The sequence below is a fragment of the Parvularcula sp. IMCC14364 genome (assembly GCF_030758415.1).
Classification (GTDB): Bacteria; Pseudomonadota; Alphaproteobacteria; order Caulobacterales; family Parvularculaceae; genus Aquisalinus.
In genome coordinates this window covers 252,778-268,879 of record NZ_CP132334.1, presented here as the reverse complement: position 1 = coordinate 268,879, position 16,102 = coordinate 252,778, and the positions used below count along the sequence as shown (strand labels likewise).

The following is a 16,102-nucleotide window of genomic DNA, read 5'->3' as shown; positions in this document are numbered from 1 at the left end:
TTGATAAGCTCTATCAGTTTACGCCTTATTAACCAACGTCATGAGCCTTTCCTTAAATTTTTAATGGCATGATCAGTGACGTTATGGAAAAACTGATCAGCAAATTTATCCGCGATACGAGTGGTAATTTCGCCATGATTGTTGCGCTTGCGTCCCCTGTGCTGATGCTGATGACGGCTGGTGCGATGGACATGGCGCGCTATCGTGGCTCTGTGGACGAACTGCAAAATATCGTTGATTTTGCTGCTATTGCAGGTGCACGCGAAATGGTGCTTGCAAACTCCGAACAGAGCAGCATTGAAGCCCAGGTGAACAATGTTGTGACTTCACGCATGGCCTCAAAATTCGGGGGCAAAAGTTTCACCAAAAATATTGATGTGCGCATGGATGATGCTGAAGTTTATGTCTCACTTTCCATGCAGGTGAACGGGGTGCTGGGGCAGAACCTGTTCCCGGATAACGGTCTGGTCAAGGCAGACAGCACAGCGATTGCAACAGCTTCTTCCAAAATCTGCGCCATTTCTCTTGACCCTTCTCAACAGGGAAATGCTTTTCATGCTGATGGTGATACAAGATTGGAAGCTCTGGGGTGTAGTATTTATACGAATTCCACACACCCGAATGCAGCGGATATTGGCAACGGCGCAGAACTGATAGCAGATCTTTTATGCGTGGCAGGCGGGATAAAATCCAATGGCAAAAAGGGAGCGACCTCTTTTATTGACGGATGCCCTCAGCTTGAAGATCCGCTGAAAGACCGTGCTGCGCCCAAATTCTTAAATGGGTGTAATGAAGTGGCCATGAAGATACAGCAATATGCATCTGTCATATTGAGTCCCGGTGTTTACTGCGGGGGCTTGGAAATTGAGAACGAAACCAATGTTAAATTCCTGCCTGGCACCTATATCATAAAAGATGGACCACTTCTGATTAAGCAGGAAGCTATTGTTAAAGGTGACGCAGTCAGCTTCTATTTCACCGGCAAAGACTCCTATATGAAATTTGAGGACCTTTCAGAAATAGAATTCTCAGCACCGATCAATGGCGAGATGGCTGGGCTTCTGATTATGGAAGACAGAACCAAAAGCGACGTTGAGGATTTTGATATTCTCACAAGCGGTGCCCGGAAGTTACTGGGGACAATCTACATTCCCAAAGGCAAGCTGAAAATTGATACGAATAGTTCTGTTGGTCAGGATTCAGCTTTCACTGTCATTCTAGCCAATGAGCTCCACCTTCATGGCAATGCTTCTCTGCATCTGAATTCCGATTATGCTGCAACAGATGTGCCCGTGCCAGAAGGTGTAGGCCCGGTTGGCGGCTCTGCCTATCTAAAACAATAATTTGGACCACCCACCCTTAATTGGGGTTCGGATTAACTATAAATGTGAGCCAATTCTTAAATTTTTAATGGCACATTCACAGACGTTATGAAAAAACTGATCAGCAGATTTTTCCGCGATACGAGCGGCAATTTCGCAATGATAGCCGCGCTTGCGTCCCCTGTGCTCATGCTGATGACGGCTGGTGCCATGGATATGGCGCGCTATCGCGGGTCCGTGGACGACTTGCAGAATATTGCGGATTTCTCTGCCATTGCGGGCGCACGAGAAATGATTCTGGCGAATGCCAGCAAATCCAGTATTCAAACACAGGTCAACAGTGTCATAGACTCACGCATGAGCTCAAAGTTTGGCGGAAAAAGCTTCACCAAGAATGTTCAGGTACAAATGGATGATGGCGAAGTTTATGTGCATTTATCGATGCAGGTGAACGGGATGCTGGGTCAGAACCTGTTCCCGGATAATGGCCTCGTCAAAGCGGACAGCACAGCCATCGCAACCGGCTCGTCCAAGATCTGTGCCATCGCACTGGATGACAAGGACCCTAATACTTTTGTTTTCCAGGACAACGCCGAAATGATGGCTGATGGATGCAGTTTATATTCAAACTCAACCTCCCACAATACGGTGCAACTCGCTGCCCAGACAAACGTTTCCGCAGATTTGTTGTGTTCTTCCGGTGGCGTCGTAAATCATGCGAAAAAAAGTTCTGTCAGTATCGTCACTGACTGCCCGCCCCTCACCGACCCGTTGAAAGATCGCGCCGCGCCAACATATTCAGCAGGCTGTGATGAAGTCAATTATCATATCGGCAAGAAAGGTGAAGAAGACGATGATGATGACGGTGGTAATGACCTGGTGGATTCTTTAACTGATCTTATACGTTATGAAATCGCAACCCTGCGACCGGGCGTCTATTGCGGCGGCATTCATATTGGCAAGAATGTAAAGATCACCTTTGACCCAGGCATCTATATCATCAAGGATGGCCCCTTCATCGTAGAGAAAAACTCTTCTGTTAGTGGGCAAGGGACAGGATTTTATTTTACCGGCACCGGCTCGAATTTTGAATTTCAGAAAAATTCAGCCGTGAATTTCAGTGCGCCAGAATCCGGTGACATGGCGGGTATGCTGTTCATGGAAGACAGCAGTAAAAACCAGGTGGAAGAATTCAATATTTTCACCCATCTTGCCGACGAACTGCTCGGCACCATTTATCTGCCTCAGGGAAAGTTGACCGTTAATACGCAGCGCACAGTCGGGGCAGACTCTGCCTTTACCGTAATATTGGCAAAAGAAATTCACCTGACAGGCAAGCCAAAACTTTACCTGAATACTGACTATAGTGCCACATCCGTACCCGTACCAGAAGGTGTCGGCCCGGTTGGTGGTTCCGCTTTTCTGAAAAACTGATACGTGCAATCTGCGATATGCGCAGGTCAATGCGGTCGGTCAGTCCACTCACAATAAAGAGATAATCAGGCCCAGGCTTGCGCCGCGCGCTTGACGATACGCGCGGCCGGCAGGCTGGCGGTGACCGTGAAGCCGCCCTGCACACCATTACTGAAACGGACCTTGCCGCCATGGGCTTCAATAATCAGGGAGCAGATTTTAAGGCCAGCGCCCATGCCTTCATTGGCACGGGAGAGGTCCATATCCATTTGCTCAAACATCTTGCCAATATGCGCACGCTTTTCTTCCGGAATACCGGGGCCCTGATCGCGCACAAAGAAAATCACGCGGCCTGTTTCCTCATGAACTGTGAAACCGATGGTCACTGTTGATTTTTCAGGCGAGAACTTGATGGCATTGTCGACGAGCTTTGACAGCATCATATTGGTCAGTTTCTGGTCTGCCAGAATATTCATCTTGGCAGCTTCACTGGCCACATGAATGGTAATCTCTTTTTCTTCAGCCTGCTCCTCAAAAGACGAGGCGATCCCGCGCAGGGTATCCTGCGGGCTCAGCTCTGTTTCATCAAGGCTGAGACCATCAGTTTCGGCTGCCGCCAGAAAGACCATGTCTGATGTCAGATTCAGCAATCGCTGACCACCAAAGACAATGTGATCTGCATACTGCTTCTCATCCGGGTGGCCGCTGGCCGCCAGAAACTGGCTGATTACCTGACCGAAGCCGATAATATGATTGAGCGGCGTGCGCATCTCGTGATTGAGGTTGGCCAGAATGGCCTGTTTCAGTTTCGCGGCAGACTCAGCTTCATCACGCGCGACACGCAACGCTTTTTCACTCATCGCCGCATTGTGGACGAACTTCACAGACCGCGCGAACAGTTTCCAGTTGAGCGGCTTTGACAGGAATGACGTGGCACCAGCTGCATAGGCTTCATCAACCGCCTCTGTCTGATCCTTGCCCGTCACAACCATGACCGGCAGGTTTTGCAGCGCAGCATCAGCCCGAATAGCGGCCGTCAACTCAAGGCCGTTCATTACCGGCATCTCAAGGTCCGTCACCAGCATGTCAAAAGAGCCGTCCTGCAGCTTTGCCAGCGCTTCCTTGCCATTTTCTGCGGTAACAACGTCATACCCTTCAGAGGTGAGCGTCGCTTCGCCCAGTTCAAGCAGAACCGGGTCATCATCTGTCATGAGTATGCGTGATGGCTTTGTCGCGTGCGTCATATTCTTGTCGAAATATCCCTCATTGACCCTTACTTATAGTAAGCAAAACTTAAAAACAGATTGATGCTGTTCTGGACTGACGCACATCACAGCCATTAACCATATAATGACGCAAGCAGGATATGCTTCTGGTCTGATATGCGACCAGGAGCCTGTTGCAGATGAAATTTATTCAGACCTCGATTGCCCGGAAACTCACGGTCATGATTGTCGGTGTGCTGCTGCTCGCAGTCGGGATTTCCACAGGCGGTTCCCTGCAACGGGAGCTGTCCGGCTATAGCGAAGCGCGCAAGACAGAGCTGACCGGCATCGCCCGGGTCCTGGCGAATTCTATCGCTGTGCCAATGGCAACAAAGAACAGGGGTGAAGCCCAGAGTGTGCTGACAACCATCTCAACCATGCCCGACATCATGTTTGTGCGTGTACGCGGCGAAGATGGCAGACCTTTTGCGGAGATGGGCAGTGCCATCATTATGCCAGACCAGAATTTCACGGTTGAAGAAGATGCTGGCATCCTGCTGCTGCTGCGCTCGCGCTCCATGTCGGCAGAAGTACCGATTGTCAAAGCCGGCGTACAACTTGGCACCCTGACGGTTTATCGTGATGTGAACGCAGCACGCCTGCTCCTGATCAAGATTTTGCAGGAAGCAACGATTACCCTTCTGCTGACGACATTTGCCGGCATCTTTGCCGCCTGGCTGATCCAGAAACAGGTATCAACACCTGTGCGGACACTGGCAGAAACAATGGGGCGCGTACGCGAGACCGGCAACTTTGATGTGCTGGCAGAGCGCGTCAGCCAGGACGAGGTGGGTGATCTTGCTGACGCATTCAACAACATGCTGGTCAATATCCGTGAACGCGATGACAAACTCGCCGCCTACAGGCGAAACCTGGAAAAAACGGTCCAAAAACGTACCCTGCAGTTCCGCAAGGCCCGCGATGAAGCGGTGAGCGCCAACGCGGCGAAATCAGAATTTCTTGCCACCATGAGCCATGAAATACGCACACCGATGAACGGTATCATGGTCATGGCTGAACTGCTCTCGTCCGCCGATCTCGCGGCCCGGTACAAGCGCTATGCCAATGTGATTGTGAATTCAGGTCAGAGTCTGCTCTCGATTATCAATGACATCCTTGACCTGTCAAAGATCGAAGCCGGCAAGATGGATCTTGAAACTATTGCCTGGAACCCGATGCGCAAACTGGGTGATGTCATTAATCTGTTTGAAGAAAAAGCAACCTCGAACGGCCTTGAGATCACCGCCTATGTGGCGCCTGATGTGCCAGACATGGTGATGGGTGATCCGGTGCGCCTCAACCAGATTGTCAGCAATCTCGTCAGCAATGCGATCAAGTTTACGCATGAAGGGCATGTGGCGATTGAAGTCACTACTGAACCGGATACCAATGACATGCTGCGTTTCAGCATAATTGATACTGGCATTGGTATTCCGGAAGACAAGCTGGACAAAGTGTTTGAAAGTTTCTCTCAGGCCGATCAGTCCACGACACGCGAATATGGCGGCACCGGCCTTGGCCTTTCCATCTGTCAGAAGCTGGTGCGCCTGATGGGCGGCGAAATCGGCGTCACCAGCGAACAGGGCAAGGGCTCCTGCTTCTGGTTTACGATCAAAGCCGAAGCCGCCGACTCAGAGAGTGCCCTGCCCTATCTTGATGGCATCACCGTCCAGGTCGCCATGCGCGGCAAGGCTGTTCAGGCCAACCTTGTACGGACATTACAGGATTATGGCGCAACCGTCCTCACAGAAGAGGCTGACGCGAGTGCCGTATCTCATCTTGATTATCTGATTGCGGATGCCGGGGTTATCCAGAATCTGCCTGACAATGTTCTGCCCCAGGGCAGAATTTGCCTCGCCGCAATCGGCGACCATGCGCCCGAACAGCTCGTCCAGCAACAAAAAGCGCATGACCTCCTGTTCCAGCCAATCCTGCCGGATGATATCATCACCCTCGCAGACCGTATGGCGAACAAATCCCTGCTTGGCCTCAAGGCACTTGAAGGCAGCAACACCAACATGCCCACTTACACGACCTTCAGCGGCAAGCGCATTCTCGTTGCCGATGATAGCGCGGTAAACCGCGAAGTCATTATCGAAGCGATGAACTGTCTTTGCACAGAAGTTGAAACTGTTGCCAATGGTGAGGAAGCTGTTGCCCGGTTCCGGGAAGAAAAATTCGATCTCGTCTTCATGGACTGTTCCATGCCGGTCATGGACGGATACGAAGCCACGCGCCAGATCAGGGCCTATGAAAATGAAATCGCAGCCATCGCCACACCCGTTATTGCCCTGACCGCTCAAATGGCCGGCGCGACAACCGATGCCTGGAAAGAGGCTGGCATGGATGCCTTCCTGACCAAGCCATTCACACTGGAAGGTATCTCCAGCATGATGGCGCAATATATTGAGGGGGATGCGGAGCCACAGAAAATGGCTAGAACCGACGAGGATATCCCCCCGTCAAAAACCGCTGCGCCTCTGCCATCATCACACGGTCAGGCACAAATAAAGGCACAGACACAAGGAATGCTGAACCCTGAGGTTCTGGCAGAACTGAAACAGATGGGCGATATATCGGGCCGGGATATGGTCGCCCGTGCCCTGACGATTTTCAATGAAAATGCCCCGACTGCCTTGCGCAAGGTCGCCGACAGCATGAATGCAGGAGATGTGCGCGAACTTGCCAGAGCCGCCCACGCGCTCAAATCCATGAGTTACAATATCGGTGCACAGGCACTGGGCGATGCCTGCGGCAGAATAGAAGAACGCGCCGCCGCTGGCGAGCAGGCCGATTTGCAGACAATGCAGGTACTGACCGACAGTTTCCAGGCAACGGTGCATGAAACCACCGCGCGCCTGACCGGATAAACCAGCCCCCTCAGTCGCAGCAGACAAAAAAAGCCCGGCGCATCATGGCCGGGCTTTTCCGTGTTCAGATCAAAGGCAGAAGCTTATTCAGCTTCCGGCGCTGTGTGCGTCACAGATAGACCAAGCACATCCGGTAGCGTCTGCGGTGCAGATTCTCCGGTTGCTGCCAATGTGGAGAGCGCCACTGGCGCTTCTGGTGCAACGGCAATCTCAATCGCGCCGCCCGTGCCGATCCAGTTGGAGATCGCGGCAAGATAGGCCGGGAATGCCGGATTCATCTGGGCAAATTGCTGGCCACCCATATTGATCATCAGCGGCGCACTTGCACGCAACTGCTGCGGGTCCTGCCCCATCTGGGAGGCGGCAACCGCAAAAATGACATCCAGCAGTTTCTCATCCTCAATACGGATGGTCATGCCGTCAATCGCCACATTCTGGAACGCGGCGCCTTCACCTTCGGTTGCTGATGCGTGCAATGTTTCAAGCACAGCTTCCGAGGCATTGAAGGAAATGTCAAAATTGGCGAACCCTTCCGTATCGGTATCGATCACCAGACTCGCATCACCGGATGTCTCGTCATAGGTCCAGAGCATTTCGCTCTCACCCGTCAGATTGTCGAGACCATTTTCCTGGAACAGGGTCAGCATCTCCGGCATCTCTTCAGGTACATACGCCGTCAGGTTGGAGACAACATCCGTTGAATAGGACTTGATCCGTGTCGGCACCAACCAGGAAAATTCGACCGGCTCGACAACAGAGTAGCCTGTCGTTGAGGCCAGCTTGTCATTGACATACATTTCGGCATCACGGGCTTCAAGTTTGCCAAAAAACAGAAGATTCGATGCACTGAGCGGTGCTGATTCGCCAGATTCGAGATATGGCAGAAGCCCGGCAAAGCTGAACCCGTCAAAGGTCAGACTACCGATCGTCGCGCGCTGCTTGCCCGGCATGATGATGTTGCCGAGCGGGCCACCAAGGATGGCCTTCATTTGCGGATCAGCAGCTTCAATCAGCGCGGCCTTGGCTTCATCAGACTGGGTAATGGTGTAGTCCATATTCTCAATCGAGATCGGTCCGAATTTGCCGGCGCTGACACCGCCAAAGCGCATATCAGCCACAGCCATGGTGATGCCTGTGCCCTCGGTTTCAATGCCCTGCATGGACAAGCCATCGATATAGATAGCGCCCAGGTCAAATGCTTTCATGGCTGCGGCAAATTCCTGACCGTCGCCAAGCTCTGCCGTTTCGTCCTGGGTCATGCCGCCAAGACGCAGACCATCAATTTCAAGGCCGTCGATCGTGACGATGCCGCCAGCATCATCTTCACCATTGCCAGCAACGGTGACGTCGAACATGCGCACTTTGCGGAATACTTCGTCCTTGGCGACAGCGCCTTCGGTGTCTTTCAGCGCCTGAATATGCGCTTCATTGACGCCAAAAAGCTCCATGCGGCCAACGGTAAGCGTGCTGTCTTCATCTGTGGTTGTCAGCTGCTCAATCACCGTTGCACCGGTGTTTTCGTCAAAATTTGCAGAACCATAGCTGACATTGGCTGGATCATCTTCATCACCCATCATGGCAAAGAAGGCGTCCACATCCAGGGCGCTTGCGCCAGTCAGCGTATAAGGCTCATAAATCGGGCTTTCACCGCTCAACTCGACTTCAGCCGGTTTAGTGGCCGGTGACGGTGCGTTGACAGACTCCGTTTCGCCCCCGCCGCCACAGGCGGACAGCAGCAAGGCAGATGCCGCAGTTGCGGCCATGAGTTTCAGTTTCAGTGGGTTTTGGTGGGTCATCCTATCCTCCTCGTGACAGTTAACAGCGCCCTCAATAGGTCAAATGGCACTTATTTGCCGGTTCTGCAATGAAACCAAGACAGATAAGCGCTGGCGCCTTGAATTTTTTGTGACGGACAAGCTTTCCAGGTGAGGCATTCGCGCTCAGGAAATATTCTCGCCGCCCATGATCGCCTTAATCAACGCAACAGCTTCCGGACTGTTCCAGTCCGCCCCTTCATTCAGGCGGCCGACCTCCCGGCCCCGCGCATCATACAGGATGGAAACCGGCAGGGTCGGGTTTGCCCCCAGGGCATTATTGACGAATTCCAGGCGTGGGTCGTGGTAAAGATCGAGATACTCAACCCCGAGACGCGCCAGAAAGGGGGGACCGCGCTCATCCATGCGCGGCTCGGCTGCAATCGCAACCACGACAAAATCGTCGCCGCCGAGACTTTCCTGCAACGCATCAAGGGAGGGCAGTTCGTCAACACAAGGTGGACACCAGGTCGCCCAGAGATTGACGAGCACGGTCTTGCCTTTGAAGGCCGCTAGTTCTGTCTCACCATCCGGTCCCTGAAAGCGCGTCAACGGCGTGCCACGCGGCGGAAAGGCCAGTTCAAAATCAGCCATCTCCCCGACAAGCAGATCACGATCAATCTCCCGCGCCTGACCGGGCTTGCCCTGCGGGATCATCGCAGCAACGCCGACCCAAAGCACAATCAGGGCGCCCAGCCCTCCCCAGATCATCAGCATCATGCGGGGCTGGAAGAGCTGTGCAATCAAGGAACTGACAGGGGGCTTGGAAGGCGGTGTCGGTGAAGAATTTTGCATTGCGGAAATCTGGCTCGCGGCTATCACTGCTGTTGTGGTTGACCTATAGATAATGTGATGAACAAGAAAACAACAGGCAATGAAATGTGGGGCGGTCGTTTTTCTGCCGGGCCGTCTGCCATCATGGAGGAAATCAACGCCTCGATTGATGTGGACAAGCGCCTGTGGCGGGAAGACATCGCCGGATCAAAGGCCCATGCGGCCATGTTGGCACAACGCGGCATCATCAGCGCAGAAGACCATGCTGAAATTGCACGCGGCCTGAGCCAGATTGGCGACGAGATAGAAGCCGGCACGTTCAATTTTTCGGCGGCGCTGGAAGACATCCACATGAATATCGAGGCGCGCCTGAAAGAGATCATCGGCGAAGCAGCCGGACGGCTGCATACGGCACGCTCACGCAACGACCAGGTTGCCACCGATTTCCGGCTCTGGTGCCGACAGACCTGCCAGGATATGGATACGGCCCTTGCCGGCTTGCAAGCCACACTCGCCCGACGCGCCGAGGCTGAAGCGGCAACCATCATGCCGGGTTTCACACATCTTCAGTCCGCCCAGCCGGTCACCTTCGGCCATCACTGCCTGGCCTATGTTGAGATGTTTGCGCGCGATCGAGGTCGCTTTCAGGATGCCAGAAAACGGCTCAATGAAAGTCCGCTCGGCGCAGCGGCCCTTGCCGGCACCTCCTTTGACATTGACCGGCAGGCAACAGCCGCAGCACTGGCGTTTGACAAGCCGATGGCCAACTCCCTCGATGCCGTTTCAGCAAGGGACTTTGCGGCAGAATTACTGGCGGCCTGTGCAATCTGCGCCACCCATATCTCGCGCCTGTCGGAAGAAATCGTGATCTGGTCGTCGGCACAATTCGGCTTCATCACCTTGTCGGATGATTTCTCCACGGGCTCTTCAATCATGCCGCAAAAGAAAAACCCTGATGCTGCTGAACTGTGCCGCGCCAAATCAGGGCGCATAATCGGGGACCTGAACGGCCTGCTCATCATGCTCAAAGGCCTGCCACTCGCCTATTCCAAGGATATGCAGGAAGACAAGGAACAGACCTTTGATGCAGTGGATGCCCTTGCCCTGTGTCTGGCTGCCATGACCGGCATGGTTGCCAGCCTGCACGTCAACCGGCCGGCAATGCACAGTGCTGCGGCCACTGGCTTTTCCACCGCCACTGATCTGGCGGACTGGCTTGTGCGCACGCTTGGCCTGCCCTTTCGCGACGCCCATCACGTCACCGGGGCGCTGGTCGCCATGGCCGAACAGAAAGGCTGCGATCTGCCCGACCTGACACTCGATGAAATACAGTCCGTACACAGTGGCGTGACTGATGATGTTTTCTCTGTCCTGTCAGTGGAAAATTCTGTAGCGTCCCGTATGTCATATGGCGGTACCGCGCCTGAAAATGTGCGCCAACAGGCCGCATTATGGATTGAGAGACTGGAAGGAACTGCCTCATGAAACTGCTGACCCTCGCCCTGCTCGCCTGTTTCGTGTTGACAGCCTGCGGCAAGAAAAGTGAGCTGGTGCGCCCACCCCTGCCCGGGGAACAGCAGCAGCAGCCTGAAAATCAGGACGACTGACACCATATGCACCATTTTACCTATCGCGAAGGCCATCTCTATGCGGAAGATGTCGCGCTTGAGGCTATCGCGCGCGCTGTCGGGACACCCTTCTATTGCTATTCGGCCGCTACGTTACGCCGTCATTTCCGGGTATTCGCAGATGCCTTCGCGGATCGCGACACACTGGTCGCGTTTTCGGTCAAATCCCTCTCCAACCTTGCGGTACTGACACTCCTGCAAAAAGAAGGGGCCGGCGCGGACGTGGTCTCCGGCGGCGAGTTGTCCCGTGCCCTGACGGCCGGAATCCCCGGGGACAGAATTGTGTTTTCCGGCGTCGGCAAGACGCGGACAGAAATGGCTGCCGCCCTTGAGGCAGGCATTCATCAGTTCAATGTCGAATCCGTCCCCGAATTACAGGCTCTGAACGATGTGGCAATCAGTCACGATACAACGGCGCCCGTTGCCCTGCGCATCAATCCGGATGTGGCCGCTGGCAGCCATGACAAGATTTCAACCGGCCGTGCCGAGGACAAATTCGGCATTCCCTGGGCACAGGCAAGAGACGTGTACAGACTGGCGGGCAACCTGCCAGGTATCGCCGTGAAAGGAGTCGATGTGCATATCGGCTCCCAGATCACCGACCTTGCGCCGTTTGAAAAAGCCTTCAACCGGACGGCGGAGCTGGTGCGTGCCCTGCGCGCAGATGGTCACGAGATCACCCGGCTGGACCTGGGCGGCGGTCTGGGTGTGCCTTATCAGCATGGGGACGACCAGAGCGCCCCGCCCCACCCGGAAGTCTATGCCGAGATGATCAAGCGTATTGCCGGGCCGCTGGATGTTCAACTGATATTCGAGCCGGGCCGCATGATCACCGGCAATGCCGGCATTCTCGTGTCACGGATCATTTACCACAAGGAAGGCGAGAGCCGCCGCTTCCTGATCCTTGATGCTGCCATGAATGATCTGATCCGGCCTGCCCTTTACGATGCCTGGCACGACGTTATCCCGGTACGGGAACCCGGCAGCCAGGGCGGCAAAGTGAAATACGACCTTGTCGGCCCAGTCTGCGAAACGGGAGATACATTCGCCCGGCAGCGCGACCTGCCGGAACTGGCCGAAAACGACCTTGTCGCGTTTCTGACCGCCGGGGCCTATGGCGCGGTGCAGGCTTCCCAATACAATACGCGCCCGCTGGTGCTGGAAGTGCTGGTCGATGGTGACAGATATGCCGTCATCAGAAAGCGCCCGACAACAGCGCAAATCCTCGCCATGGAATCCGTCCCCGACTGGGTCTGAAGGCTAAAACATTCCGGCGATTTGCAGGTTGTTCCAGACGACCATGGCCGTCACGGCGACCGGCACGGCAAAGATCATCAACACCAGCCGGTGCGGGAACCACAGGATCATGACCGTGACCAGCAGTTGAAGTGTGAGCTTGGCGAGGATCCAGCCATTGGCCAGATTATCCATGAGCAGGCGCACAAATGGGTTCGCTTCTTCCCCAAGCTGAGCCTGCAGGCCAGCAACCGTCGAGATAATGTCCAAGGCCCCGACCAGATTATAGATAATGGCGAGGGCCGCCGACGCGAGAAAAAGCTGGCGGTCCGCGCGGGCCGCCCGGGCAAATTCACTAATCCGGGACCAGCGCTGGCGCATTGTCTCGCGCCGCATATCCGAATTTGAAACAGGTCTGGCAGATTGCGAGGCAGGTGAATTCATGAGCGGGCGTCCGGTATCTGATCGTTAAGTTTTCCTTCATATCTTTTGCAAGAGCCGGGCCGGTAACCATGAGACAGGCATGACGGAAAAGAAAATCGACGCGCCCGGCCGGACACGCTAGATATTGAAGGCTATGGCAGAACCAGAATCACAAGAGGATAGAGACGCGGCATCGCGGCACCGCATCAGTATCGTGCGGGCCAAATGCACGCTGTTTTTGGAAAAACTCTGGCCTGCCCTGTTGCCGGCCCTTGGGGCCATCAGCCTTTTCCTGCTGATCAGCCTGTTTGATCTCTGGCAGATCATGCCAGGGCTGATGCATTATGCCGTACTCGGCCTGCTGATGGGGGTGCTTGTTTACAGCCTCGACAAGGACGTATCCGGGCTGACATGGCCGGATGATGCACAAGCGCTGCAACGCCTCGAAGCGGACAGTGCGCTGCCTCATGCGCCGCTCCAGTCGCTGCAGGACAAACCATTCGCCACCGCTGGAGAGGACAACCCCCTGTGGCAGGCGCATCTCGCGCGGATGCGCGCGCTGGGTCGGGACGTGCGTGTGGGCAAGGCCAGCAGCATAACCGCTGACCGGCGGGACCCCCTCGGCCTGCGCTATGCCGTCATTATCCTGATGGTTTTTGCGCTGTTTGTATCCTGGGGTGATGTGGCCCCACGCCTTGCCTATGCCCTGTCGCCACAAATGAACAAGGATGCGCCTGTCACCGTGGACCTCTGGATTGATCCACCGGGCTACACCGGCAAGGCCCCCGTCGTGCTGCTGCAATCTGCCAGTCCGCCCCAGGGCAATGGCGATCAGGTCAATGTGCCCGCCGGCTCTGTGCTCCACGCCCGCATCGCCGGCAGTCGCGGTTTCAGCCGGGGCCGCATTGATGTGCATACGGCAGACGGGCGAACGCGGCCCCCGCTGGAAGAGACGGACGGCACGCTGATCGGTGAAAGTGACCTGACCGCCAACAGCGCTATCGTGCTTACCGTGCAGGGGCGCAAAAGCAGCTGGCCCGTTGTCGTGACACCGGACCGTGCGCCCAATGTGGTCTTTCGCGAAGCGCCAACCATTACCGAAGAAAACCGTGTACGCATGGTTGTCGAAATTCGTGATGACTATGGCATCACTGGCGCAACCGCGATCATGATGCTTGATCCCGAACAGCCACGGCCCGTTGATGCGCCTGCATTTTCCAGTAACGCCCTGACAACACCAGAACGCCTTGAGGTGACGACCGTAACCGGCATTGAAGGGCCGCGCACCGCCGACCTTGACCTGACGGACCATCCCTGGGCCGGGCTTGATGTGCTGATCCGCCTGGAAGTGCGCGACGGTGCTGGCAATGTCGCGGAGACCTTGAGCGAAAAGGCGACCCTGCCCGAGCGCGAATTTTTCAATCCACTGGCACAGGCAATTATCCATGAACGGCGCAATCTGGCCGTCGCACCGGACAATCTGCGCAACTCCACCCGCGCCCTTGGCGCTCTCACCCTGGCCCCGGACCGTTTTTTCGACAGGCCCGTGGACTATCTGCTGCTACGCACCGCCTATTGGGATATGCTGCAACAGTCTGTTGCCCTGAACACCGGGCCAAGTGCTCCGGTACCTGAAGAACCAACGCTCACGGATGTTCGCAGCGTTGTTGACAGCTTCTGGCCACTGGCGCTGCAACTGGAAGATCAGGCTCTGGAGCTTGCCCGGCGTGCCCTGGAGGCGGCGCAATCTGCCTTGCGCGAAGCGCTGGAGCGCGGTGCGCCGCCAGGCGAGATTGCCAGCCTGGTGGAAGACCTGCGCCTTGCCATGCAGAATTACATTCAGGCCCTTGCCGAGTCCGGTCAGGCTGTCGCGGACCAGTCTGCTCCAAGTGAGGAGCTGGGGCAGAGCGATCTCGATGAAATGCTCGACTCCATCAATGATCTCACCCAGTCCGGTGCCAATAATGCGGCCCGGCAGATGCTGTCATCCCTCGAGCAGATGCTGGAAAATCTGCAAATTAGTGGTCAGAGTTCTGCTGACGGATCAACCGGGCGCAGCGGTCAACAAGGCGCTGGTGAAGGCGGGCAACCCGCAGCTGGCGAAGGCCAACCCGGCAATGGCTCCGCCGGGAACAGCCCCGGCAGCCAGAGCATGGGCGCGGCAGGAGAGCTGATCGGGCGGCAGCGGGAACTGGCGGACGAAACCTTTGACTCTTTACGCGAACAATTTGGCCTTGACGGTGCAGGTAACGGAGCCCGCTCCACCACACAGTTGCGTCAGGAACAGGAAGCGCTGGCCGATGAACTCTCTGATGTGCTCGACCAGTTGGGCGATGTGGCGGCCAGCGAGAATGGTGAGGCTATTCGCAATGCCTTTGAGGAAGCACGTGACTTCATGAATGAGGCCGTAGAAGGTCTTTCTGCTGACAATCCGGACATGGCCAGCAAGGCGCAGGAAAGCGCACTTGAAGCCCTGCGCCGGGGTGCCGAAGGCATTGCTGAAGAAGTCATGCGGGCACAAAATGAAGGCGAGCAGGGTGACACCGAACAGGGCTTTGGTGAAAATGCTGACGGTGCCCCGGCAGATGTTGACCCCCTCGGGCGGCCTTATGGGGCTGCCGTGCCCGGCAATGCCATCGGCATTCCGGATCTCAGTGACCCGGAGCGTGCCCGCGAACTGGTCGAAAGACTGCGCCAGCGCCTGTCAGAGCCCGGCCTGTCCCGCGACGAGATTGAATATCTGGAGCGCCTCCTGCAACGCTTCTAGGCGCTCCCGCCACGTCAAATAGCGCGTCAGAGCAACCCTTGAACCCAATGCCCGAACATTGATTTATTCCGCTGCACCCGGTAAAAAGTCATCATGAAAAATTTTATCGCTGGTCTCGCGTTGGCTCTTGCAGCCTTTGCCATAACAGGTCCCGCTTCAGCAGGAGACGACACATCCATGGAAAAAGCTGTCATACCCGTTCAGTATCTGGAAATAGTCACGGAAGATGTTGAGACAACCTGCCAGATTCTGGCCAAACAGCATGATGTGACATTCAGCGACCCGCAACCCGGTCTAGGCACCGCGCGTGTCGCAGATTTGGCTGGTGGCGGCCGGATCGGTGTTCGCCCCCCGTTGAGTGCAGAAGAAACGCCGGTTGTGCGCCCCTATCTGCTGGTGGACGATATCGAAGTCGCCATCGCGGATGTTCAGGCCGCTGGCGGCGAGTTTGCCATGCTGGCGACGGACATTCCCGGTCAGGGAAAATTTGCGATCTATTTTCTTGGTGGCATTCAGCATGGCTTGTGGGAGCGCTGATAAAAATCAGCCCCTCCCATAGCTGGAGAAACTTCCATCAAAAAACCCTCGGC

General features: G+C 55.5%; 12 protein-coding genes. 8 read left to right on the top strand and 4 right to left on the bottom strand.

Annotated elements, in window-relative coordinates:
• Window positions 1-83 precede the first annotated feature (83 nt).
• Both RAL90_RS01275 and RAL90_RS01270 read left to right on the top strand, forming a co-directional pair.
• Complete coding sequence (locus RAL90_RS01275) at window positions 84-1,343, top strand: TadE/TadG family type IV pilus assembly protein (RefSeq protein WP_306252721.1); 1,260 nt, start codon at window positions 84-86, stop codon at window positions 1,341-1,343.
• 87 nt (window positions 1,344-1,430) lie between these two features.
• A complete protein-coding gene (locus RAL90_RS01270) occupies window positions 1,431-2,756 on the top strand; it encodes a TadE/TadG family type IV pilus assembly protein (protein ID WP_306252720.1) in 1,326 nt (441 codons plus the stop codon).
• Between the two features lie 65 nt (window positions 2,757-2,821).
• On the opposite strand, the gene RAL90_RS01265 is transcribed toward RAL90_RS01270, so the two are convergent.
• Window positions 2,822-3,979 (bottom strand): hybrid sensor histidine kinase/response regulator, encoded by a 1,158-nt coding sequence (locus RAL90_RS01265; RefSeq protein ID WP_306252719.1) that lies wholly within the window; start codon window positions 3,977-3,979, stop codon window positions 2,822-2,824.
• A 161-nt stretch (window positions 3,980-4,140) separates the two neighbouring features.
• Here RAL90_RS01265 and RAL90_RS01260 point away from each other — a divergent pair, with 161 nt between their 5' ends.
• Window positions 4,141-6,870, top strand: coding sequence for an ATP-binding protein (locus RAL90_RS01260; protein WP_306252718.1), 2,730 nt, complete (start codon window positions 4,141-4,143; stop codon window positions 6,868-6,870).
• Between the two features lie 83 nt (window positions 6,871-6,953).
• Here the strand turns inward: RAL90_RS01260 and RAL90_RS01255 are convergent, their stop codons facing one another.
• Together RAL90_RS01255 and RAL90_RS01250 are read right to left on the bottom strand one after the other, a co-directional pair.
• Window positions 6,954-8,666 (bottom strand): hypothetical protein, encoded by a 1,713-nt coding sequence (locus tag RAL90_RS01255; RefSeq protein ID WP_306252717.1) that lies wholly within the window; start codon window positions 8,664-8,666, stop codon window positions 6,954-6,956.
• Window positions 8,667-8,810: 144 nt separating this feature from the next.
• Window positions 8,811-9,479 (bottom strand): TlpA disulfide reductase family protein, encoded by a 669-nt coding sequence (locus tag RAL90_RS01250; protein ID WP_306252716.1) that lies wholly within the window; start codon window positions 9,477-9,479, stop codon window positions 8,811-8,813.
• Between the two features lie 57 nt (window positions 9,480-9,536).
• Here RAL90_RS01250 and argH point away from each other — a divergent pair, with 57 nt between their 5' ends.
• The 3 genes from argH to lysA are packed head-to-tail and all read left to right on the top strand — an operon-like array spanning window position 9,537 to window position 12,343.
• Window positions 9,537-10,943 (top strand): argininosuccinate lyase, encoded by a 1,407-nt coding sequence (argH, locus tag RAL90_RS01245; protein ID WP_306252715.1) that lies wholly within the window; start codon window positions 9,537-9,539, stop codon window positions 10,941-10,943.
• Window positions 10,940-11,065 (top strand): hypothetical protein, encoded by a 126-nt coding sequence (locus RAL90_RS01240; RefSeq protein ID WP_306252714.1) that lies wholly within the window; start codon window positions 10,940-10,942, stop codon window positions 11,063-11,065. Before argH ends, RAL90_RS01240 begins: the two co-directional genes overlap by 4 nt.
• Window positions 11,066-11,071: 6 nt before the next feature.
• Complete coding sequence (lysA, locus tag RAL90_RS01235) at window positions 11,072-12,343, top strand: diaminopimelate decarboxylase (RefSeq protein ID WP_306252713.1); 1,272 nt, start codon at window positions 11,072-11,074, stop codon at window positions 12,341-12,343.
• Between the two features lie 3 nt (window positions 12,344-12,346).
• On the opposite strand, the gene RAL90_RS01230 is transcribed toward lysA, so the two are convergent.
• Window positions 12,347-12,766 (bottom strand): DUF5658 family protein, encoded by a 420-nt coding sequence (locus RAL90_RS01230; protein ID WP_306252712.1) that lies wholly within the window; start codon window positions 12,764-12,766, stop codon window positions 12,347-12,349.
• Between the two features lie 133 nt (window positions 12,767-12,899).
• Here RAL90_RS01230 and RAL90_RS01225 point away from each other — a divergent pair, with 133 nt between their 5' ends.
• Window positions 12,900-15,512, top strand: a complete 2,613-nt coding sequence (locus tag RAL90_RS01225) for a TIGR02302 family protein (protein WP_306252711.1) — start codon at window positions 12,900-12,902, stop codon at window positions 15,510-15,512.
• A 93-nt stretch (window positions 15,513-15,605) separates the two neighbouring features.
• Window positions 15,606-16,049, top strand: coding sequence for a VOC family protein (locus RAL90_RS01220; RefSeq protein WP_306252710.1), 444 nt, complete (start codon window positions 15,606-15,608; stop codon window positions 16,047-16,049).
• Window positions 16,050-16,102: the final 53 nt, after the last annotated feature.